Below are 25,423 nucleotides of genomic sequence, written 5' to 3' on the forward strand. Positions count from 1 at the left end.
TTGTTATATTAAAATCCAAGATTAACCAAAAACTTAATCAGTCCATTGAACCAAACCATTACCGAAGATAGATAAGGCACGAAAAAAAGATATTTCCATATTATTTAGCGATTGTTTTTTTTCTTTTACTCGTTCTGAGGTATGCATATCTGATAAATACTTTTTCCAAATAGCAGCTAGTACAGGTCTGAAAAAATATTCTTTATTTAAAATACCATTTATTATTTTTTCGATCCGCTCACGATTAACATCTTTATTAACTGTCATGCAATGTATTTTACTGGTGAATGCAACTACTAAATTATTATCAGCAATTGATACTGGTTCCCCATTGACAAACCAAGCATGCAACCTCACGCTATTCGCTTTTATCAATTCTAATATAGATAACCATTTACCCTTAACTTTTTGCAAATCAGATTCTGAAGATTTATAAAACCAATCGTCAGATACAACAAAAGCGTTAGAAGAAATAGAAGTCAGTATTTCTCGATTATTATCTTGATATAAAGGTTTATTATGATCGAAAACAGTCTCTAAGTTACCAACACGATCTGCTAATTTAGTGAACTTATCCTGAAAAATTGCATCTAAATCAACAACAGAAGAACCTTGTTCAACATGCACATTATGTATATTAACACAATCCCTTAACAAAAGAACCTCTAAAAAAATCTGTGGTAAAGGTGACTTTTTTAAATCAACTAAAGATTTCAACAAAAATTCAATACGAAGAAAAAAATCTTGCGCATCTTTTGTTTGGGATTTTTCGGATAAATAATCATCACCAGAAAAATGATTATGAGCATATGTAATTAATTCTTGCAAAATAATATCAGCACTGTATCCCCCTTCCGTCATAACCTTTACGATATTGATAATATTAAAACGATCCTTGTCCACCCAAGCCTTCCATAAAGAAATCAAGTTTTCATGAATTACATTACCTGTTAATCGACAAACAACATCCTGGGATAAATATGAGTCCTCAGAAACAAAAACTTGTTCAAGTATACTAAGTGCATCCCGTAAACTACCAGAAGCAGATCTAACTAATAAATCGATAGCCAACGGATCGCTATCCATATTATGAAGACGACAAATGTCGATTAAATAAGCAGCCATAACCTTGTTTGATATAGGACGAAAAGCGAAATGCTGGCAACGCGAAATCACTGTTACAGGCAAACGATAAGGCTCTGTAGTAGCTAATATGAAACAAGCATGCGCAGGAGGTTCTTCTAATGTTTTCAACAATGCATTAAAAGCCTCTTGGGTCAACATATGAACTTCATCTATAATATAAATTTTAAAACGAGCATTAACAGGAACATAGTCAACTTTATCACGCAATTCGCGCATTTCATCGATACCTCTATGTGATGCTGCATCTATTTCTAGAACATCCATCGACTTACCAGACATTATCTCAACACATTTAGAACAGGATAGGCAAGGTTCTTTATCCTGTAGATGATCACAGTTAGCAGCCTTAGCTATAATGCGAGATATGGTGGTTTTACCAGTACCATGTGGTCCGCTAAACAAATACGCATGTGATAATTTTTTATTATAAATAGCATTCTGCAATACCTGTGTAATGTGATCTTGCCCAACCATATCACCGAAACGTTGAGGACGTAATTGACGATATAAAGAGCGATAGGCCAATTAACACCCTCCTGTAATATACACCAAAAATTATTAGACCAAAATAGCCTGAAAAATGAAAAATAGACCTTCACCTAATCATAATAACTTAAGGAAAAGACCTAGCTAAATAATTTTGTATAAATTAAAAAGATTAAAAACCGATAAAAAGACAAAAGTCGTGCACCCGACCTCGATGCAGCCACAAAGAAGGCAACTATGGGTTCAAACTCAGAAAGGATAACCCTGCAGCACACAGATGAAAATCCTTAGTGCTGCTTCCTCCCGGACCTGACACGGTTCAGAAACCACCCGTTGCACAGGATCCTATCATCAACGAATGAACCCAAAGAAACCAAATCTCCATAACAAACACCTCAGACGGGAATTCAACCTCGCTAGAGCGGATTGCGAGTACAGGGCACCGCTACCTCCCCGTCTAGCACGACAAAGCTAATTGTAACACACAAGCTTAAAAAAATTCAACACAACTTAACTTAAAATACTATAAAAAAACCGGATATTTAAACAAACGGAGGGGGTGGGATTCGAACCCACGGTAACCCGCAAAGGCTACGGCGGTTTTCAAGACCGCTGCCTTCAACCACTCGACCACCCCTCCAAGGGTAACAAACTATAACTAAAGTTAGGTTATTTAATAAATAAAAGTTTAACACATAATCAAGATTATAAGAATCCAGTATGATTATGTCAAGACCAAAAAACAAATTAAAAATTAAAAAATAAAGAACCCCCATACCGAATATATATTTATTTTGAAGGTTCTTATTATAAGAATTTAAATCATTATTTTTTTATAGAAAGAAATTCTTAGTTTTTTCTTTGTATTTTCTTTCGTTTTTTGTTTAACTTGTTCAGTTTTTTGTTTATATATGCATTTTAATCTTAATAGTCAATTCTAAAATCGCCATTGATATAAAGTTGTTTTTTTCATTAATATGATAAATTATGGTCAATCTGAATCAGAGATATCTTCTGGTTTATTTTCTAAATCAGATTTAACAATTATTCTTTTAATCTTAAGTTTATCTACTTCTTCAACTTCAAAAATCAAAGAAGCAAATTTGATGTCATCACCTTTACAAGGTACCTTTTCTAATTGAGAAAATAACCAACCACCGATAGTGTCATTATCAGTATCCTGGATATTAATTTTAAAGTAGTCGTTAACTTCCTCAATAAGCAAACGCGAAGCAATAGAGGTAGCATCCCCTACTGTCTGAAATAGCGGTTTTTCATCATCAAATTCATCTTGAATCTCTCCAAAAATTTCTTCAATAATATCTTCTGTCGTAACTAAACCTGCTGTACCACCGAATTCGTCTACGACAATCGCCATTTCCACGCGTTTCTTTTGTAAATTACGCAGAATATCTTTCAATTCCATCGTTTCTGGTACAACAACACTCGGACGAGCCAGTTTAGTTAGGACAGGGTTACCACCTTCTTCGGATATAAATTCATAAACATCTCTTATATGAATAATTCCTTTGATATCGTCCTTATCGCTTCCGCAAAGAGGAAAACGCGTATGGCGAGAATTTTTAATAACAGCAAAATTATCCGAAAAATCTTTTTCGGCAAATAAGCAAATCATATTAACTCTAGGAACCATAACTTCTCTGGCTATACGGTCTGTAAATTCAAAAATATTATCAAAAAGGGTCAGTTCAGCTTGATCAATTACACCACTTTTATGACTTTGGGCCAACAACATACGGATTTCTTCCTCAGTGTGAGCTTGTTTTTTGGGGTCCGTTAATTCAACACGCAACACAAAACGAAGAAAAAAATTAGCGGAGTTATTAAGTATGTATATAAAGGGCTTAACCAAACGATAAAAAGCATGCAAAGGCCGAGCCACAAATAACATTGTGTCTTCTGCTTTATCAATAGCTAAGGATTTAGGAGCCATCTCTCCTACCACAATATGAAAAAAAGTTACAATCAAAAATCCACTAGATAAAGATAATGAATTAAGCAACCAACTACTAGAGAAACCTATACTAGCAAAAAATTCCTTTAATAATAACTCTACCGTATTTTGCCCTACCCAGCCAAGACCCAAAGAAGCTAAGGTTATGCCAAGTTGTGTTGCCGAAAGATAAGTGTCTAAATTATTAACAATTTTTTTGGCCATTTTACCATTACGTGTATCAATATTTGCAATACGTGTAAAACGCGCTCTTACAATAGCAAATTCCGCCGCCACAAAAAAACCATTCAATAAAACAAGAAATACAGCCAAAAAAATCCTATAAAAAACATTTATCATATCCCAATGCAAGGGTTCATCCAAAGCGGTATGACCTCCCTAACATTTTATCCGCTTAACGGTTTTAAAAAATCAAAATTATATTTAAAATCATATAAAGAATAATTAAACAAAAAACAATTACAACTATTTATTCTAAATACTAAAAATAAAGATTTTTTGAAATTACCCCCACAACACATCGATAAAAATCATAATCCGATTATAACATGCTAAGATTTACTTCGTATGGTTGAAATAATAATTAACCTCAAAACAAACACAAAAAAGAAGCGAGCAAGATATAACATGTTATAATTTAGGCACATCAACTCAGAAAATCGGTAAAAATCCAATATAACAAGCTTGTGAATTTTAAAAGACAAAATATCGCTATAATCTTTTTGTCGCATAAAAAAAGTATTCAAGATATGGAGGATTGAGTATGAAAGTGCGTGTGAGATTCGCTCCTAGCCCCACGGGTTTTCTTCATCTAGGGGGCGCTAGAACAGCACTATTTAACTATTTATTCGCCAAGCAAAATAAAGGCAAATTTATTCTGCGCATAGAAGACACCGATGTCACGCGTCATCAAACCTCTGCTCAGAAAGAGTTTTTAGAAAGCTTAAATTGGCTAGGAATCCAGTGGGATGAAGGACCAGATATAGGTGGTGAATACGGACCATATATATCTTCACAGTGTAATTCAATTTACAAGGAAGAAATGTCAAAACTTTTAAAGAAAAAAAAGGCATATCCTTGTTTTTGTAGTGAAGAAAAATTAAATCAACTCCGAAAAAAAGCTGCTGAAGAAGGAAAAGCATTTATTTATCCAGGTATATGTCGCAATCTAAACCAAGATGAAATAAACGAACTCTTAACCAAAGGAGAAAACGCTGTCTATCGTTTTAGAGTACCTAAAGGAAAAACATTAAACATCGCTGATTTAGTTAGGGGAAACATTTCGTTTTCGACAGATGATTTGAATGATTTTGTGATCTGCAAAGCCAATAAACAACCTCTATATAATTTTGCATCCGTTATAGATGATGCAAGGATGAAAATCACTCATGTGATTAGAGGTGAAGAACATCTATCAAATACCCCTTTACAAATTCTATTGTACGAAACATTAGGTTATAATCAACCGGCATTTGCACACCTACCTTTAATATTCAATAAAAGCGGTCGTAAACTTTCTAAAAGAGATGAAAATGTAGATCAATTTATAAATATATATCGCGAAAAAGGATATCTACCTTCAGCAGTAATTAATTTCCTCGTGCTTCTCGGCTGGTCACCAAATAGTGAAGAAGAGTTTTTTTCTAAATCAGAGTTGATCTCATTATTCTCTTTAAATAGAATCGGGCGCGCTGGCGCAATCTTTGATAAAGAAAAATTAAAATGGATGAACGGTCAATATATAAAAAAAGCAGATGAAGATCAAATAACTAAATTAACTATACCTTATTTCCAAAAAGCAGGTTTTATAGATAAGACGACAGATATAAAGAAAATAAAATCCGTTGTTACACTATTTAAAGAATCCGTGTATACAATAAGCGAAATTTCCGATAACGCTAAATCAATTTTCCATGCAGCTACAGAACCTGAACAAGATGCCGGTGAAATTTTAAAAAATCCTGAATCTTTAAAAGTAATTTATTCTTTCTTAGAAAAAATACAAAAAACAGAAGATGATTCCATTACGTGTATGCGTAATCAATTAAAAAATGTACAAAAAGAAACAGGTTTTCGTGGTAAAAAATTATTTTTACCAATCCGAGCTGCTATAACAGGCTGTACAGAAGGTCCAGATTTACCTGCTTTATTACATTGTTTGGGACGCGAAGAAATACTAAATAGATCTCGTATGTATCTAAAAACACCTAAAAAAATATTCAATACCTAAATAAATATTCATGAATGACCCTTTTTTTGAGGGGTCATATTTTTTTATGATAAAAAGATATTTTATCCCATCATTATGTATAATAATATTATTAAAGAGATTATTTTTGACAAAAAAACAAAGGGGTGATCATATTTGTGCGGATTTGTAGGATGGGTTGATTTTACAAAATCTCTCATGAATAATGATGAAGCAAAAAAATATATCCATAAAATGAATAATACACAAAAACATCGCGGGCCAGATGATGAAAATATCTTTTACCACAAACATCTATTTCTAGGTCATAGAAGGCTATCGATTATAGATTTAGAATATGGAAAACAACCTTTTAGCTGTCGATGGCAAGGTCATAACTACACGATAACTTATAATGGCGAAATATATAACACGAATACTTTAAGTACGGAATTGAAAAAAAAGGGTTATCCTATAAAAAGTAGCAGCGATACAGAAACCTTACTTTGGTCATACATAGACGACAAAGATAATTTTCTAGAAAAATTAAATGGCATGTTCGCTTTTATGATTTGGGATGAATCTTTACAGCAAGTACTTATCGTAAGAGATCCTCTGGGTATTAAACCATTGTTTTTTGCACGCTTAGGATCGGGATGGTTTTTCTCTTCAGAGATAAAAGCTTTACTTAAACACCCCCATATCAAACCTTACATAAACAGAGAATCTTTATGTGAAATTCTAGCTATGTATCCAGGTCGCGTGCCAGGAAATACACCTTTCTATAATATAAAAGAATTAAAACCCGGATACAAATTATCGATAAACAAATCTAAAAACCATTTTACCAAATATTTTTCATTAAATAACAAACATCAAACCGAAGATTTAGAAACTGTTACTGCATATTTAAAACAAAAAATCAAACATACTGTTATTGAACAATTAAATTCTGACGTCCCTTTAGGAGCTATGCTGTCAGGCGGCATAGATTCTAGTTTGATTTGCGCAATATCAAATAGTTGGTATAAAGAACAAGGCTTTCCTAATCTTCAAACTTATGCTGTAAATTACGCTGACGATATAGAAGATTTTCATGCAACGAAAACACAACCTGATTTAGATATCAAATTTATTAGTATAATGGTCAATCATTTAAACACAAAACACCAAAATATAATAATTGATCCGAAAGAAATTATTAATGAAATTAATAATGCAGCTTATATGAGAGATTTACCAGGAATGGCTGATGTAGATGCTTCATTATTAATATTTGCACGCCGAATGAAAAAAGATATAAAAGTTGTCCTCTCCGGAGAAGGTGCGGATGAAATTTTTGGTGGCTATCCTTGGTTTCATAAAGAAATTACATCACAAGATACACTAGATACTTTTCCATGGATCAACAATATAGAAGCCAGAATTTCTTTTTTACGTACCGAATGGATAAAAAAATTATCACCTAAAGAATATGTAAACAGTTGTTATGAAAATGCATGTAAAGAAATTCCTGTTTTAGATCCAACAAATAAAACGGATACATATATGCGTAAAATAACTTATCTGACTTTAAATTACTGGCTACCCGTACTATTAGAAAGAAAAGATAGGATGACCATGGCTACAGGTTTAGAAACACGCGTACCTTTTTGTGACGCTAATTTAGTAAAGTTTCTTTGGAATGTACCTTGGGAAATGAAAAAATACAACAATACTACAAAAGGATTGTTAAAACATATATGTCAAGGCATATTGCCTGAAGAAATAATAAATAGACCTAAAAATCCTTATCCTAGAACACATAATCCTTTATATTACAACAGCATGAAAGAAATAATAATCCAAAAATTAAAAGATCCTAAAAGTCCCTTATCAGAATTCCTTGATCCAAAACAAATAAAACGTTTCCTAGAACCAAACGCTAAAACATCTTTTGCTTGGTTTGGACAAATCATGCAAGCTCCTTCTTTATTAGGCCACTGGGTACAATTAGATGCATGGTGGCAAAAATATAATATAGATATAAAAATCTAAAATAAAATCATAAAAAATAAATATAAAAAACATAAATATAAAAAATAACAACTTAAGTAATGACTTAAAACATATAAAAAAAATCTTTTTGAAAAATATTGTAATAAGATAAATAAAAAAATTATAATAATTATATAAAAAAATATTTTTCGGTTTATTTATAAAAAAATAACAAACATAATATGCTTTAATTGCCAAAAAATAAGACCATAATTTTTGATTTTTCAAAATTAACTTAAACACTTGATTCTAATTTAAGTTTTAATTTTATTCATTCAACAAATATGATTGTTATTTTAAAGGTAATTAAGCAATTATATGCTTAATTACCTTTAAAATATAAAAAGTATATATTTTATCATTATGATAAATTTAATTATATATGAAGATGGACAAAAAAATAAACCTAGGCTTTTAAGGTTTTTTCCATATTTATTCTTTTTAAGTGGATGTACAGATTTAGACTACCTGTTTAATTTGATGATAATATGACCTTAGCGCTGTGCTCTGAATACTTTTTCGAACGGAATAAAATAAGCTTCAAAAAGATATGAACATTAATATCTTGATATTATATTATTTCTTTTAAGTATTAAAAGGATATACCCCTCGCATCTTAAATTCGATTAGCCGATTGGTTATACTAATATTTTTAAAATCCAGTTATAAGATTGAAATAAACAATATATATACCATTAGCTTGTCCAAAAACGCACGTTAAGAATCTAATATAATTCAATAAAAACTATGATAATAGCTATTTTTGTGTTTAAATTACATCATTACTAATTTGATATATTAATATTTATAGACAAATAAAATGTAAACAGCCGCAAACTTAAGTATCAATCTAAAGCTTTGCTTGTTATCACTGCACAGCCAGATTACATTTAGATGTCTTAAAGCCACATCTGTACAAATAAAATATTTTAATTTCAAGATATAAATTCAAATTAATAAACATAAATAATAGTAAAAATATTATAAATAAAATCCGCATTTACTTAATAAATATATACAGCAGAATTTTGTTTTTTGAATGGTAAACACTTCTGTATATACGTTGATTATATAATTTTAAAATACTTTGATTTTCGGATAACATAAATAAGATAAATAATATTATTGATTTTTAATTAACTGATAATATTAAATCATTTCAAGTTTGTAAATACAATCCCTACTATGAAAAAGATAGCGCATAAAAGGCGAATACAATGTGGTCGTTAAACCAAATTTACGAAAAAATTTGACGAAATTAGTTTTATTTTTTAAGCCACAATTAAATAGACATTCTTTATTCTCCTGTGATATTTTTTGTGTAGCACTTACAGGATCAAGGAATGTCTATTTTTTGGTGAAATCTTAAAATATAAGGCATTTAAAAATTTATAAAAAACATCACATTTTCTGATTTTTGCTAATGACTTAAATTTTTTTGCTTTTTTTTGCATGTACATTAATATGATGTTTGTCGTTTAAAACTATCATTAATCTAGTAATATGATTATGATAACTATAAGGTAGTACTTCCCTTATTATGCTTATAATGGTATAATAAGAATTAATTAGTAAGGGACTTGTCTAAAAATCAGTATGTTAATTAAACAAAATATTCAAAATCAACTAAAATTATCGCATAATCAAACAAAAAATACGCTAATAGTATAAAATATAATTCTAGTAATCCGGGTAGTTTATAGCATATCTTAAACTGGCTTTTCACTTTTATTTATCTAAATATTATAACAATAAAAAAAGATACAAAATAAAAATAGACATTTACCGAACTATTAAAATTATGTTAAACAATCATCAAGTGAAAATAAATTTGTCGAAAAATGATTGTATTAATATTTTTGTTATAATATAGAAAGGCAGGGAAAATGCGAAATTTATGCGCAAAAAAAATCAAAAGAAAATAAATATTATTTTCCAAGCAGCTGTAAGAATTTTCTCTGTCCACGGATTTCATGAAGCAAAGATGGATGAAATAGCAAGATTGGCGGGCATAGCTAAAGGAACAATATACTATCACTTTAAAAGTAAAGAAGATCTATTTATAGGATTAGTAGATGGCGGAATAGATAAACTTCTCAGCAGCGTTCTACGCAATATTAGAAAACAAAAAACACCTAAGCAACAACTTGAAAAATTATTAGCTGTACAATTACAATTTTGTATTGAAAATCATGAATTATCTAAACTTCTATTAGCCGAATCTTTTGGATCAGAGAAAAGACAACTTTATCTTAGAAAAAAAATCAGATCATATCTAGATCTAATAGATGGTGTTTTGAGAGAAGGATCACGCCAAGGCGATTTATCAGTTGCATATCCTCGCGAAACAGCAACAGCTATTTTTGGTGCATTGAGCATTTTATCTCTTGATCGATTTTATAATCAAGAAAATGCCCATAACGATTATTTTAAAAAAAATTCTGATATATTACAAGAAACAGCCAGCAATCTTCTTTTACCAGCTTTTTCATCATAAAAATAAATCAGCGTATAAAATTAAACAAAAATATAAATAAAAAACTATAAATTACAAAAAGATTCTCCATTCAAATATTTTTTTAATTTAATTTCCTTTATAATAATTTATCGGAATATTCTCGCAATGAATCACGGGGATTCCTGTCCATAGAAAGCAGTGTTCTATCTAAAATATGCCTAACTTTTGCTTTCTTTATTTTTTAAGGTAAATTGTCTGAATATTCGGAATAATAAATTTAAAATAAAAGCGGAGAGAGTGGGATTCGAACCCACGGTACCCCGATTAGGAGCACAACGGTGTTCGAGACCGCCTCCTTAAACCACTCGGACATCTCTCCAAAAACATAACCTATTATATCCTTTTTAAAACCAAATAAGATACCAATTTAAAATATTTTATTGTATTTTAATTTTACTAATAAATTTCAAAAATAAAACGAGTTAATTATAATTAAGGCTATTCTACTTTGTTATGATTCAATAACAACACTATTGTAAGATCAAAACATCGTTGTTGTCAATAGGGATTTTAATACGATACTAACAACTAATTTATTTGCCCAGTCGAATTTTTTTAAAAAAAACTTTAAGCCGCTCTTCACAAAATTCCCTTAAAATACCCTTGGTGATTTTCGCCTTATGGTTGAAACGATCATCATCAAGTAAATTATACAAAGTCCCCGCACATCCAGCTTTAGGCGCCGTAGCACCATAAATAACATGGGGTATACGTGTATGAACAATTGCACCTGAACACATAGCGCATGGTTCTAAAGTAACATAAAGCTCTGTATCATTTAAGCGCCAATCACCTATCTTCTCAGTAGCCCTCATAATAGCTATAATCTCGGCATGCATTAAAGGTTGTTTAGTGATTTCTTTTTCATTATGCGCTTTCGATATAATAACATTATTTTTGACAATTAAAGCACCTACAGGGACTTCTCCTAAAGATGCTCCTTTATCAGCTTCTTGTAACGCAATGTTCATAAAGTAAAAATATCGCGCATTATTAACCTGATCAAACATTATGTAACATATCAATCTCCTTTTTATCATACTTATATTCATTTTTTCTGATTAAATAAGTTAATAAAGAAAAAATATTTATAAAAACAAAATCACTGTGCTTTTTAAAACTAAAAATTACAAATGATTAATAAAAATCATAAAAAATTATGATTTTTATTAAGTGTGCAATATCTTATATTTTAAGGTGTTGCGAAAAATAGACATCCCTCTATGAAAAATATAAGTTAAATAACAAAATACCACAGGCGGATTAAAATGTCTATTAATTGTAGGTTAGAAACTAAATATAATTTAATCATTTTGTCATGACTAAGATTTAATATCCTGATTTTCTGCAAATATTTTGAATCACTCTTTGAATATCAGATATATTATGTCGTCTTAATAATTTAAAAAAATTTGCCATGTATTTATAAAAAAAGCTTTTATAGCTCTTATAAGCAAACTAATGTAAAGAGATTTTAATAACCTAATATAATTCACTAAAAAATATAATAATAAATATTTTTATATTTTAATTAATTTTTTTGTCTTAATAAATAATAAATCCCAATTTCCGGATAATTAAGAAGAAAACTGATAAATTATCTTTAAAATAAAAATTATATTAAAACTTAAATCATAATGACATTTTTAAGTTCATTTTTAGAAATAAACTAACTCGGATTATATTTCATCCGAGTTAGTTTATTGAAGTAATTAAAAAGCATTAATCTACCTAATGATATATTTTTTATTAAGATAAATTATTATAAATGACATTCATTTTTAATTAAAATTTAAAATATTCTATAAAATTAAAATTAATAAATATAAGTATCTGCATCAGAATTTTTAAACTTGATGACCAATTTATGATCTAAATATATATCAACAGCAAAAAATGATATTTTATTATATATATAATAAAAAAATATATAGTTCATCTTGATAAAATCAAAAAATAGACGTAATTTAGATATAAAAAACTATTAAATGCATATTTTGTAATTTTTCATTCCATTCTGCATAAATATAGTTAGTTGATATAAATATAATGTTATTTTTTACAAAATGGTCGGCATAGCTTGTTAGGGAAATAGCGACATATAGTATATCCTATTAAAGGACATAAAGCCTGGCAAATTGCCAATGCTTGTAGATTAGAACCAAAAACTCTACAACTCCTAAAGAAACATGTACTAATATCTGTACTAGCATAAGAACAAAGAACACCTACAGCCGTCAAACATATGCTACACTTGGATCTTTTGAAACGAATCTGATCTTCCTCAATATCTTTTATTAACAATGATTCTGATTTTTTACCATCCGAAAAATATAATTTTCTTTCTATACCTTCATCAATACTGGCAATAGCTGTAAAAGTACTATCAAAAAATTTACCTCTAGAATGTATAACTTGTCCAATTTTTTGATTCGTAGACTTATCATACAAACCACGGATCATGAACCATGACTCATATCAGGTCCAAATTTTGATATTAGCTGTTTTTTGACTTCTGAAGTTACATCTTTCTTAGTTAGATTAATTCTAAAACCACTCGTATTCTCAAGATCGCGTCTTATCTCCAAACCATCCTTTTTCAAAGTATCTTCTAAAGATTTTAAACTATCAAAATCTTCATTAATATTTTTCTCGATTCTTGACTTAGAAAAATTCCTCACTTTAATACTTTTAATAAAATCCTCTATCGAACACATAGGGTAGCTAATATTTTCTGTAGTATTTACATCTTGCATATTTGTTATTGAAATATTATCTTTATCTACTGCTTGTCCTGAACTAGAAAATACCGGTGAAGTCAACAAACAAATTGCGCTGACTAGGTTAAATATTTTATAACCTATATATTTTTTAAACAATAGACACCACTCCCTGAATTATATCTTCTTGGTTTATTAAATATAGCTAATAATATGAAATTTTATTTTTATATTTAAAAAATTTTATTCCACCACTTATTATAATTGTTTATTTAAATTTATATATATTTTTAATTTAATCAATAATCTATTTTTAAAAAATATTCTTATGCAAAAAGTTGGTATTTGTTCGTAATAAGATCGTTAACTATAAAAATATTATCACAATCCAACCCCAAATTAAAATAAATGATTAATATATTTTAATTTTTATTTTATAAAAAGCAATTAATTTGATCTTTACAAAGCTAAAAAAATACTCATATATATATAAATATATTAGTTTATAATCTGATCTTTATTTTTACAAATTGTTAATTTAAAATAAAAACCTAAAAACAAACTCCCACAAAACAAAAACCCATCAAGACGACGGGTTTTTATTTATATAAAATATTTATTATATTTTTTTAAAACCAAAAACAAAAGTAGGTATTCTAGGTATCAGATAATTAAAAACAATTAAAAATATAAATATTCTAAATGATGCCTTATCAACATAAATAAATGGAATTTGATTTATCAAATCCGGTGTATTGAAAACAGAATAATAAAAACTAGTAATAATCAAATTATATATCAAAAACAAAAATAAAATAGTTTTATTTATATAATTATGATTAAAATCAACATTGCTACCACACCAATAAGTTTCATATAATTTCTGTAATTTAATTAAACAAAACCAAATTAAAACACCTATAAACATAAAAATCGATGGATGTTCTACTAAAAATAATAAAATAAAAGTAATAATTAAAAAAAATGCACTTAAAATATAAAGAAAGAAAAATCTAAATTTTGTTATTTGTTTATTTTCATAAGCGTAACAATAACATTTTCGGAAATATTCAAAAAGATGCGGCCAATATTCCTTGGATATGAAAATATCTCTTACTATAGTACTATCTTCTGCATTTTCTTTTATTGAATTCTTTTTTGATTTCTTATAATAAAAACTAAAGATAACCCCAAGTACTAGGAATATAAATAATAATCTTGAAAATATCTTTTTTTCATCATTTATATTATAAAAATCATCAGTATCCCATCTAATATCTGATACAAAACTAAGAATAAGAGGCAATAGAAATAAAAAAACACAAGTTATATAATAAAAAGCTTAAAAAATAAAAATGCTTCCTGTTTTATTTTCTAAAAATTTAAAATTAAATTTATAAATCATATAACTACCCCATTTTTTTATAATTTATTAAAATGCTAAAATATGTTCTATGTATAAATAAATAACTAGATAGAAATACAAATGCAATTATAGAAATTGATAAAAAAGAATAATGTTTAATTTTCAAATTGAATTAATCAAAAAATACTATTCATAATTATTTAACTATGTTTTGATCAAGTACAGTAGTTATAATAATTTATTTTATTTTATTAAAATTTTAATAAAATAAAATAAATTATTATAACTGATATTATAAATTTTTTAGTTTTTTTTATCTTTATAAATTAAATTTGATACTCGATCTTTATTAAATTTTTTCATCGAAATAATGTCAAACTTGTTCAAAACATACGCTATATTCCACTGGTTATTATCACATTAATTAATTAATTAATGTATCCTTCTCATTATAATCAACATGATCGGCATACGTGAATATACATGTATGATCATTGTGCATAATCAAAAAAATCATCATAATTATAAAAATCATTATCAAGAAATTCATATTTTTATATAATTTAACTTTATTTTTTTATAAAAATTACCTTGACCAGTGAAAAAGCAAACCTATATTACCTCCTGAAATTATTAATAAAAAATAATTTCTGTGGTGTACATAAAAAATATTACAAAACGGCTATTCAAAAAAATGTTATACAAAATTTACATTTACATTTTGTATATAAAAACCCAAATATAAATTATAAGTTATATTTATTTTGTGATATAAGCTATAGTTACGATGAAGTGGCAATGAAAGTATAGTAGAAACTATGCTTTATTGAATATTTAAATCTTTGGTCTTTATTATTGACATATGATCTATATAAGTTGCTTGTTCTGAACTAGAAAATACAGGTTAAATCAATAAAAAATTAAGCTACCTAGGTTTGATATTTTGTAACCTATAATTTTTTAAAAATCGACAACGCGTCCTGAATTATATTTGCTGGGTTTATTAAATAGAGATAATAATGGACTTGTGACTAAATTTTCAATTTTATTTTTATAATTAAAAGATTTTATTCCAATACTTATTATAATATAATTTATAATATAATTATTCGTGTATTTAAATTTATATATTTTGAATTAAATTAATAATCCATTTATTGTACATATGTTTATGCAAAAAAACTAATATTGGTCCATAATAAGATAGTACACTGTAAAAATCTTATCACAATACATATGAAAATAAAACTAAATAATTAATATATTTTAATTTTTATTTTATAAAAAGCAACTAATTTGATCTTCAAAAACCTAAAAAAATGCTAATGTATATCTAAATATATGAATATGTCATCTGATCTTTATTTTGATAAATTTCGCATTTAAAACAAAAAACTACACAAAAAATCACACAAAAGACTTGCTTCAAAATATTAATATAGCTGATTAGTAATGATATAATTTAAACAAAAAAATAGGCATTATTATCACTTCTAGTGCATTCGATTAGGTTATTTTAAAAACCATTTTTAAATGCGTTTGTGAAAAATCGCTAAGAACAGATCTAAGTTTCTATTCAAAAAGATAACCTAAAACTGAAAATATACTTTAAACAGATAAATATGATAAAAAACCTAAAGAAGTTAGGTTTGTTTTGCGATCAGTTATAAATATAATTAAATTCATCATAATAAAACAAATATATAAATTATCAGTTTAAGGAAATTAAGCATAAAGATGATAAATTACCTGAAAAATAAAAATCATCTTTTATATAAAAAACAATCTGCGAACTTAAATTATAATATTTTTTTTGAGTTAATTTTGAAAAATAAAAAATTATTGCTTAGTTTTTTTAAGCCAAATAATTATAAATATATAATCATCATGATTTACAAAAAAATAATTTGAAATCATTTTTGATAGCATAAAAAAATCTAACCATTATAAATAAAATAACAGCTATAACTGCTATAGATCCACTAAAAGGCCAATCCCAAATCAAAGCAGCGAAAAAACCTAGAAAAACAGCTAATTCCGATATAATTAAAGAACGTATAAGAACATGGCGGAAACTACCACCTAAAGCCAAACTAGTTGCAACTGGTATAACCATCAAAGCAGGCGCTAAGAGTATACCAGCAACCGTAGATATGGAGCAAACAACTAGGGACGTAATAATTAACATAAGTCCATGAACTAACCCTTTAGGAACACCTGTAATAACAGCATTTTCTTCATCAAATGAAAGCGCAAATAATTCTTTACCAAAGAAACAACAAAAAATAATGGTCAAAATAGTTGAAATGAAAATTAACCATAATTTACCCATACTCACAGTAACTAAGCTACCTACTAAATAACTAGCCGCATGACCTGAAATACCTCCTGTATCACTAAGTAAAATAAGACCGAGACCAAGGCCGGCTGCCAATAAAATAGGTACGGTTAATTCCGGATAATACCTATAACGTTGATTTCGTAATTTTTCTACTAAAAAAGAACCTATAACGGAAGAAAAAAAGCCCCAAGCAAAAGGCGCTATAAAAGATCTTCCACTATTTTTTTCAGCTATCAATCCCATAGCAATACCTGTTAAAGCTAAGTGAGATAAAGCTTCCGCTAACATAGATAACCGACGAACGACTAAATGTATGCCAATGAAAGGTGCTGAAATCCCAACTAATAAACTAGCTAATAAAGCCCTTTGCAACCAATCATTTTCCCAAAATAGTTGACCGAATTCGGTAAAGAAAGAAAAAAAAGATAGCAAAACCTTCAACCCCTCGTATGGTTATGATGTACAATTTTTACTGTATAACCATATGTTTTTGAGATAAGATCTTCTTTATGATCAGAAAAATCATCTCTTCTCCCATGAAAAAATAAACTTTTATTTAAACAAGCTATATTTTTTACACCTGAAGAAATAACACCTATATCATGCGTAACTATAAGTAATGTCAAATGATTAATCCGATTCAAATTAGTGAGTAGTTCATAAAATTGAGCTGTTGACTTAGAATCAATACCAACTGTAGGTTCATCCAAAATCAATAACTCGGGCTCAGCAACTAAAGAACGAGCTAATAACATTCTTTGCTGCTGTCCTCCTGAAAGATAACCTATACTAGAAGAACGAACTTCTGACAAACCAACTTGTGCTAAAATTTCATCGACTTTCTGCCAATCATGACGATATAGTGATCTAAACAAACCTAACTTACCACATAATCCAGTAGATACAACCTCTCTTACAGTAGCAGGGAAAGCAGGATTAAAACGAATAGCATGCTGACCTAAATATCCTATACGCCAATGTTGTTTTATTTTTTTCTGAGCTAATTGCCCAAAAAGCTTAATGCTACCTTTAGATGGTTGATGTAAGCCAAGAATCAACTTAACTAGTGTTGATTTACCAGAACCATTCGGACCCATTAAAGCTAAAAAATCCCCGCGCTTTAATTTTAAATTAATATTACTAAGCACATCATTTTTTTTTATGTAAGAAAAAGAAACATCACAAACATCGACAACACATTGAGAATATAAATCACTTTGATATTTTCCCTCAAGCTTTTTCTCGATCAACACGTTGCCTCCAAACGATTGCTCAATATATTTAAATTATCGTACATCAATCCTATGTAGGTAACCTTACGCCTTTGTTCTTCAATGGTTATGTTTGATATAGGATGTAAAAAAAATAAAAAACGTATTTTAGCAGCATCTTGAATCGCTTGCATCATTTCAATATTTCCCAAAGGTTCATCTGGCGCTAGCATTATACACACATTTTTACGATTTAGCCCATTTACTTTATGATGAAAAGAAAGTGGACTCATTTCTTGATGTTCATCATGATGATCTATAAATAAAGGTATGCAATGATTAAAACTATTTTGATTCAATAAATTACATAAACTACGATCAAAAGTGGTTATCGTATTATGAAATCTTAAACTAAGAATACGATTTTGATAATCGTTAAACAAAATATCGATTTTGTTTTTAAATAAAAGATATTTTTTTTCATATAAAGATTCATTAGTGCTATCAGCATTTTTTAAAATAACTTTCACTTTTTGAATCATAGACTTAACAAAAGTTGAACTAAACCAGCTATCATCATGAAATTCATGATGATGCATATTAACAAAATCATCAATCCTCTTATAAGAAAGATCATCAGATGATATATCGATAATTTTAATCTGCGGATTTTCTTTAATAATTTCGATCATACTATCAGATAATATATCTTCATTATGACTATCTAATACTAATATATCCGCTCCATGTAACTTTAATCTATCATTTATCGTTAATTCACTTTCATGCGGATTTTTATTATAAGCTAATAAATTCTCCACAATAATACGATTCCCACCTATGTTTTGAAAAAAATCTACAAGAGGAAAAGAAGTAACGACCACACGTAAAGATTTATTTTCATTCTGAGAAACATCACGATCTAAAAATAGCACAAAAATAACAAAAAACAAAAAAAAGAGAAAAAACCATGTTATAGGTCTAAAGAAAATACTATGTAATTTAGAGGTATTGGTAGAATGGGTATCATGAAGCATCCAAACTCCACCCTCTTTAACTATAAATGAATTTATACCCAATTATTCTACCTATTAATTTTTATGATAGATCTTGATCTAAACATTCCTTATCATACATATAAGGACGCAATGCCTTAGGAATATTAATCTTACCATCAGATCTTTGATGACATTCTAACAACGCTGCCATTGTACGTCCTACAGCTAAAGCAGAACCATTTAACGTATGGACAAATTTATTTTTTTTGTCTTCCAATGATTTATATCTTATGCCGGCTCTACGAGCCTGAAAAGCTTCGCAGTTACTACAAGATGATATCTCACAATAATCTCGTGCACTAGGTAACCATACTTCTAAATCATATGTCTTAGTAGCTGAAAAACCCAAATCACCTGTACATAGAGCAATAACACGATAAGGTAGTTCTAACAATTGTAAAATCTCTTCAGCATGCGCTGTAACTTCTTCTAAAGCCTCAAATGAATAATCCGGCTTAACGATTTGAATTAATTCCACTTTTGTAAATTGATGCAATCTAATCAAACCTTTAGTATCACGACCGGCTGCGCCAGCTTCAGCTCTAAAACATGGTGTATTAGCTACATACTTATAAGGTAAATTTTCTTCTTTTAAGATAGATTCACGATGAAAATTAGTCACAGGAACTTCGGCTGTGGGAATAAGAAAATAATCAGTTTGAGAAATACCAAATATTTCTTCTTTAAACTTAGGAAAATTACCCGTGCCAACTAAAGATCGCTCATGAACAATAAAGGGTGGCGAAATTTCTTTGTAATTATGCTTTTTAATATGAACATCCATCATAAACTGCACCAAAGCACGCTCTAGAGAGGCTCCTATACCAACACCAAATAAAAAACGTGATCCTGTCACTTTACCTGCACGCAATGAATCAAACCAACCATACTGCGCACCTATTTCCCAATGTGGTATTTTTTTTTCTTTGGTAGGCTCACCCCATTGACGTAAAACTTGATTTTGCTTTGCTGATGCACCTATAGGAACACTTTTATGAGGTAAATTAGGCAAAGACAGCATCATTTCTGTCCAATGACTATCTATTTCGCGCAAATCATCATTTTTAGTTTTCAGCAATACAGATAAGTCTTGTATTTCCTTTGTTAATTTATCCCTTAAGGTCTTATCTGCTGAAATTTTATTGGAAAGCTGACGCCTTTGATGCCTTAATTGTTCTACCTCCCTCTGCAAAATAAGTCGTCTATCATCAATATCTAATAATTTATTCCAAATATCAAGCGTAATTCCCCTACGTAAAAAACGTTCCTTAGCCCAAGTTTTATCTTCTCTTATCCAAGACGTATCTAACAAAAAATCACCACCCTAATAATTAATTTTCAATTATGTATTATGTTATAGATGGAAATAATACATAAAAACATTTAATCAAAGATCAAAAAATTACACTTTAAAAATTGCATATTTAAAAATCCGATTAAAAATTAGTATGATGAAGCAAAATTTATAAAATAACTGTATAAACGATCATCATCCGTTAACTCAGGATGAAAAGAAGTAGCTAAAATACCTTCTTGTCGAACAGCTACAATATGGTTATCTAACTTAGCTAAAACTTCAACATTTTTACCAACATCTTGTATAACAGGAGCTCTGATAAAAACAGCATTAAAATCACAAGCAATGTCTTTTATATTAATTTTTTGTTCAAAACTATCAATCTGACGACCAAATGCATTGCGTTTGACATTTATGTCCAAAAGTCCCAAATTATCCTCATAATTTTTGGATACAAACCTTTTAGACAAAAGAATTAGCCCAGCACAAGTAGCAAGAATCGGCTTCCCTATACCATACCATGATAAAAATGCTTTATAGAAATCACTTTTAGATGCAAGATAACTCATCGTTGTTGATTCTCCGCCAGGCATAATAAGGGCATTTATATCTCTTAAATTATCACCGTTATATACATAAGTAGCATCAAAACCCATTTTTTTAATTTTTTCCAGGTGTTCTCTAGCAGCACCTTGCAAGTTCAAAACACCAATCTTCAAAATCAATCACTCCAAGATTTTAAAAAATAACATTTTCAAATCAAATTTCCTAATGTAAAATATCACCCATACCTTCCATAGGAAGGCCTAATCCACCACTTATATTAGCTAATAATTCATAATTATCATGATGAAGTGTGGCTTGTACAATAGCGGAAGCAAAACCAGCTGGATTACTTGATTTGAAAATACCTGAACCAACAAAAATGCCATCCGCACCTAATTGTCGCAATAAAGCAGCATCAGCTGGTGTTGATATACCTCCTGCTGCAAAATTAACAACTGGCAAACGTCCTGTTTGCTTTATTTCTTGCAGCAAATCATAGGGAGCTCCCCAATCTCTAGCAGCTTTGACAATTTCTACATCATTCATTGTTTTAACTAAAGATATCTGTTCATGTATTCTTCTCATATGTCTAATAGCTTCTACAATGTTACCAGTACCAGGTTCACCTTTTGTACGAATCATAGATGCCCCCTCAGCTATACGACGAAGCGCATCACCTAAATCACGAGCACCACACACAAAAGGTATCTTATATTTACTTTTATCAATATAGTTATCTTCATCCGCTATACTTAGAACTTCACTTTCATCTATACAGTCTACACCGATAGCTTCTAACAAGCGAGCTTCTACGAAATGACCAATTCTTACCTTAGCCATAACAGGTATAGATACTGCTTCCATTATATCTTTAGCAACACACAAATCAACCATACGAGCAATACCGCCATCAGCTTTAACATCCGCAGGTATTTTCTCAAGGGCCATAACAGCTACAGCGCCAGCAGCTTCAGCAATTTTAGCTTGTTCTATATTAACAACATCCATTATCACACCTCCTTTTTGCATCTCAATCATCCCCCGCTTAACTCTAGGAGTAGCTGTACGAAAATTTTTATCCACAATCATTTCCCTTTCTCAAAACAATCTATTATGTATTTTTATGAATTAAATATGTATATTCATTTTTTTCATACACTAATATACTAGCAAATTATTTATATAGAAATACAAAAAAGAAAAAAACAACAAAAATACAAACCCTGCTAAGTTAAATTATCAAATAACAGGAGGTATGGACATTAAGAAGATAATTAGTTAAAAATAAATAAAGTTGCTATATAAATCATAATCCTAAAAAAATCATCAAAAATAGATTAATTTGATAATTTAAAACTAAAACTAAAAAATTAAATATCATATAAATATCCATATTAGTTTATATGTTCATTTTTGAAAACATACTACAAAAAACACAAAATTATATTTTAAGCAAATATCGCAGAAATACTATCAATTATTTTAGTTATAAATTTACTCATAAGATTAAATACAGATTGAAACCAAGTCTCTTCATCAAGATCTGATAAAGCAATCAACGGTTCCGTTTTAACAACTTCATTAGTATAATTATTTATTAATTGTAAATAACCAACCCTTTGATTAGATGATATAGGAGCAGTTAAATCCATAGGCAAAACATTTAAACGAAAATTAGTTAGATCATCAACTTTATTCATAGAAACAATAAAATCATTTGATATGTCCGCTGATACCTTGGGATTAATACCTTTAGCAACGGGAATTTTAAAATTAAATTCACCTCGTTGCAAAACATATCGTGTAATATAGTTATTAAAAGCATATTCCATTATTTGGGCTGTATCTTGAAATCGACTTCTAGAAGTATGGGAACCGAGAACTACTGTGATCAAACGTCTTCCATAACGTTTAGCTGTACCAACGAAACAATACCCAGCCTCATCTATATATCCCGTCTTTAATCCATCCATGCCTTCAAAAGAATATTGTTTAGATTTCAACATCTCATTTGTATTTTCACCATGGCTCTGTAATCTAGTACCAGGAAAAAAAACATACGATGTATCGGAAGAAATATCAAGTATTTCTGGATGATCTTGTATAATACCTCTTGAAATATAAAGCAATTCTCTAGAAGTAGTAACTTGATCTAAAAAAGTCCAGTTAGGACGATTTGGATAACTACGAGAACTAAGTCCGTTAGGATTAGCGAAATGTGTATGGGACAAACCTAAAGACGCCACTTTATCCATCATTAAAGCTACAAAGTTTTCTTCACTTCCAGCTACATGCTCCGCCAAAGCTGAGGCGGCATTATTGGCTGAACGCAAAAACATGGCATAAAAAATATCTTTCAAAGAATATTTTTCTCCCTCAATAAAACGTATACCCGAAATGCGCAAATGTGCTACATGGTGCGAAATAGTAACCATATCATTCCAGCTAACTCTTCCATCTCTAATAGCGTCTAATACACACCAAGCTGTCATAATTTTTGTTGTACTAGCCGGAGAACGCAACATATCCCCGTTTTTTGCGAATAAGATTTGTCCCGTATCAGCATCCATTACCGCGAAAGCAACTGCTGTTATTTTATGAAAATTGTTTAAACCATTGTTTATATTTTTTGCATCTACTCTTAAACCGAAAATAAACATAATATTTATGACTAAAAATAACTGGGAAAATACTAAAAATAATCGCTGCATATAATATAACAACTCCCGGCACACCCCAAATTTCGCAAATACATAGATGATATACCAGTAAATATAATCCCAGGCAAAAATTTAACATAACAACCATAAAAATTAAAAAGCAAAAAGCACAAACTAACGATAGATTTTCCCGGGAAAATCTATCTACATACCTTTTCAGATATAATAATTAGGCGCTTCTTTAGTTATTTGAACATCATGAGGATGGCTTTCGTAGAGAGAGGCTGATGTTATACGTATAAATTTTGTTTTAGTTTGTAAATCCTTTATATTACCTACTCCACAATATCCCATACCGGAACGTATACCACCCGTTAACTGATAAACAGTATCCGCTAAGGGACCTTTATAAGGAACACGTCCTTCGATACCCTCTGGAACAATTTTAACATCATCAGATTGAAAATAACGATCACGATTGCCAACTTGCATAGCACCATAAGAACCCATACCACGATAAACTTTAAATCGTCTGCCGCGATATATTTCAGTATTACCAGGGGATTCCTCAGTGCCAGCTAATAAACTGCCAATCATAACAGCTGTAGCACCAGCAGCAATTGCTTTGACAATATCACCAGAGTATCTAATTCCTCCATCAGCCACTATAGGTATATTAAACTTATTAGCCTCCTGAGCACAATCATAAATAGCTGTTATTTGAGGCACACCTATCCCAGCTATAACACGGGTTGTACATATAGATCCAGGACCCATACCAACCTTAACAATATCTGCACCAGCCAAAATAACATCTCGAGTTGCTTCAGCAGTAGCTACATTACCCACCATCATTGTCAAAGATGGATGTAATTTACGCAAATCTCTTACCATAGACAAAACAGTACTGGAATGACCATGAGCTGTATCGATAACCACAAAATCAACATCAACACTCAATAAATTATCTACACGTTTATAAGTTTCTTTATCTGTACCTACAGCAGCACCAACAATCAGACGTCCTTGTTGATCCTTAGCTGAAGATGGAAAATGGGTTGCTTTTTCAATATCTTTAATGGTAATAAGTCCTTTTAAAACACCATTTTGATCAACAAGAGGTAATTTTTCAATACGATGCCGCTGTAAAATAACCTCAGCTTCTTTTAAAGTAGTACCCTCTTTTGCTGTAACCAAATCTTTACTTGTCATAACTTGTGTAACAGATATACTATAATCACGTACAAAACGAAGGTCCCTATTCGTAACAATACCTATAATTTTTTTCTGTTCATTAACAATTGGAACACCAGAAATTTTATATTTTGCCATAAGAGACTCAGCGTGATGTGCTTGATGATCAGGACTTAAATAAAAGGGGTTAATAATAACACCGCTCTCAGAGCGTTTAACTTTATCAACTTCTTCAGCTTGAGCATCTATACCTAAATTGCGATGTATAACACCTACGCCACCTTGACGAGCCAAAGCAATGGCAGTCATAGCTTCCGTAACCGTATCCATACCAGAACTAAAAATAGGTATTTTTAATTTCAAATTAGATCCTAGGTCAACTGAAAGATCAACTGTTTTTGGTAAATATTCAGATTTGTTCGGAATCAACAAAACATCGTCAAAGGTTAATCCCTCTTTAGAAAATTTATCCACAGACATTGCTTTTTTATCCCCCTCCATGGTTGATATTACTAAAAAATAATACTAAATATTTTATAAATTTAAAAGTATAATTATATAAATATGTTTAATATCATCAGAAAGTGGTGTCTATAATTATGAACTTAAAATATGAACCTCTTCTCATATTCAAGATATTTTGTTTTATAGGTTCCATTATATCTATAATAACAATATCA

Annotated in this window: 16 protein-coding genes, 2 tRNA genes and 1 other RNA gene; 3 read left to right on the top strand and 16 right to left on the bottom strand. The window is 29.5% G+C overall.

The window, feature by feature from the left end; translation table 11 throughout:
• Positions 1–33: 33 nt before the first annotated feature.
• From dnaX to VS182_RS01900, 4 genes are all read right to left on the bottom strand, one after another.
• The gene (dnaX, locus tag VS182_RS01885; protein ID WP_479492681.1) at positions 34–1,671 is read right to left on the bottom strand and encodes a DNA polymerase III subunit gamma/tau; all 1,638 of its coding nucleotides are present in this window, start codon (positions 1,669–1,671) and stop codon (positions 34–36) included.
• Positions 1,672–1,829: 158 nt separating this feature from the next.
• Positions 1,830–2,098: signal recognition particle sRNA large type (ffs, locus tag VS182_RS01890), an RNA gene on the bottom strand.
• Positions 2,099–2,183: 85 nt separating this feature from the next.
• Positions 2,184–2,272, bottom strand: a tRNA-Ser gene (locus VS182_RS01895).
• 351 nt (positions 2,273–2,623) lie between these two features.
• Positions 2,624–3,970 carry a hemolysin family protein gene (locus VS182_RS01900; RefSeq protein ID WP_479484841.1) on the bottom strand — a complete coding sequence of 449 codons (1,347 nt, stop codon included), beginning with the start codon at positions 3,968–3,970 and terminating at the stop codon, positions 2,624–2,626.
• A 400-nt stretch (positions 3,971–4,370) separates the two neighbouring features.
• On the opposite strand from VS182_RS01900, the gene gltX reads away from it, so the two are divergent.
• From gltX to VS182_RS01915, 3 genes are all read left to right on the top strand, one after another.
• The gene (gltX, locus tag VS182_RS01905; RefSeq protein ID WP_479488803.1) at positions 4,371–5,837 is read left to right on the top strand and encodes a glutamate--tRNA ligase; all 1,467 of its coding nucleotides are present in this window, start codon (positions 4,371–4,373) and stop codon (positions 5,835–5,837) included.
• Between the two features lie 135 nt (positions 5,838–5,972).
• Complete coding sequence (gene asnB / locus VS182_RS01910; protein WP_479484843.1) at positions 5,973–7,832, top strand: asparagine synthase (glutamine-hydrolyzing); 1,860 nt, start codon at positions 5,973–5,975, stop codon at positions 7,830–7,832.
• A 1,897-nt stretch (positions 7,833–9,729) separates the two neighbouring features.
• Positions 9,730–10,329: a TetR/AcrR family transcriptional regulator gene (locus VS182_RS01915; protein ID WP_479484844.1), complete on the top strand. Its 600-nt coding sequence runs from the start codon at positions 9,730–9,732 to the stop codon at positions 10,327–10,329.
• 250 nt (positions 10,330–10,579) lie between these two features.
• Here VS182_RS01915 and VS182_RS01920 read toward each other — a convergent pair.
• The 12 genes from VS182_RS01920 to guaB all read right to left on the bottom strand — a co-directional run bounded on the left by VS182_RS01920 (position 10,580) and on the right by guaB (position 25,223).
• Positions 10,580–10,669 (bottom strand) — tRNA-Ser (locus tag VS182_RS01920).
• 214 nt (positions 10,670–10,883) lie between these two features.
• The gene (locus VS182_RS01925; protein WP_479484845.1) at positions 10,884–11,321 is read right to left on the bottom strand and encodes a nucleoside deaminase; all 438 of its coding nucleotides are present in this window, start codon (positions 11,319–11,321) and stop codon (positions 10,884–10,886) included.
• A 1,081-nt stretch (positions 11,322–12,402) separates the two neighbouring features.
• Complete coding sequence (locus VS182_RS01930) at positions 12,403–12,813, bottom strand: hypothetical protein (RefSeq protein WP_479488804.1); 411 nt, start codon at positions 12,811–12,813, stop codon at positions 12,403–12,405.
• The gene (locus tag VS182_RS01935) at positions 12,810–13,172 is read right to left on the bottom strand and encodes a hypothetical protein (protein ID WP_479492682.1); all 363 of its coding nucleotides are present in this window, start codon (positions 13,170–13,172) and stop codon (positions 12,810–12,812) included. The genes VS182_RS01930 and VS182_RS01935 overlap by 4 nt, the downstream gene beginning before the upstream one ends.
• A gap of 3,149 nt (positions 13,173–16,321) precedes the next feature.
• On the bottom strand, positions 16,322–17,209 hold the full coding sequence (locus VS182_RS01940) for a metal ABC transporter permease (RefSeq protein WP_479484848.1): 888 nt from the start codon (positions 17,207–17,209) through the stop codon (positions 16,322–16,324).
• 5 nt (positions 17,210–17,214) lie between these two features.
• Positions 17,215–18,027: a metal ABC transporter ATP-binding protein gene (locus tag VS182_RS01945; RefSeq protein ID WP_479484849.1), complete on the bottom strand. Its 813-nt coding sequence runs from the start codon at positions 18,025–18,027 to the stop codon at positions 17,215–17,217.
• Positions 18,024–19,025 carry a metal ABC transporter substrate-binding protein gene (locus tag VS182_RS01950; RefSeq protein ID WP_479484850.1) on the bottom strand — a complete coding sequence of 334 codons (1,002 nt, stop codon included), beginning with the start codon at positions 19,023–19,025 and terminating at the stop codon, positions 18,024–18,026. Before VS182_RS01950 ends, VS182_RS01945 begins: the two co-directional genes overlap by 4 nt.
• A 61-nt stretch (positions 19,026–19,086) precedes the next feature.
• Complete coding sequence (serS, locus tag VS182_RS01955) at positions 19,087–20,358, bottom strand: serine--tRNA ligase (RefSeq protein WP_479488806.1); 1,272 nt, start codon at positions 20,356–20,358, stop codon at positions 19,087–19,089.
• Positions 20,359–20,489: 131 nt separating this feature from the next.
• A complete protein-coding gene (gene pdxT / locus VS182_RS01960; RefSeq protein WP_479485118.1) occupies positions 20,490–21,065 on the bottom strand; it encodes a pyridoxal 5'-phosphate synthase glutaminase subunit PdxT in 576 nt (191 codons plus the stop codon).
• 46 nt (positions 21,066–21,111) lie between these two features.
• Positions 21,112–21,927 (bottom strand): pyridoxal 5'-phosphate synthase lyase subunit PdxS, encoded by an 816-nt coding sequence (gene pdxS / locus VS182_RS01965; protein WP_479485119.1) that lies wholly within the window; start codon positions 21,925–21,927, stop codon positions 21,112–21,114.
• Positions 21,928–22,337: 410 nt separating this feature from the next.
• Entirely contained in the window at positions 22,338–23,549 is a 1,212-nt protein-coding gene (locus VS182_RS01970; RefSeq protein WP_479492683.1) for a D-alanyl-D-alanine carboxypeptidase family protein, read from the bottom strand.
• Positions 23,550–23,765: 216 nt separating this feature from the next.
• Positions 23,766–25,223 carry an IMP dehydrogenase gene (gene guaB, locus VS182_RS01975; RefSeq protein ID WP_479484853.1) on the bottom strand — a complete coding sequence of 486 codons (1,458 nt, stop codon included), beginning with the start codon at positions 25,221–25,223 and terminating at the stop codon, positions 23,766–23,768.
• Between the last annotated feature and the right edge of the window lie 200 nt (positions 25,224–25,423).

It is taken from the genome of Pasteuria ramosa (assembly GCF_056496785.1).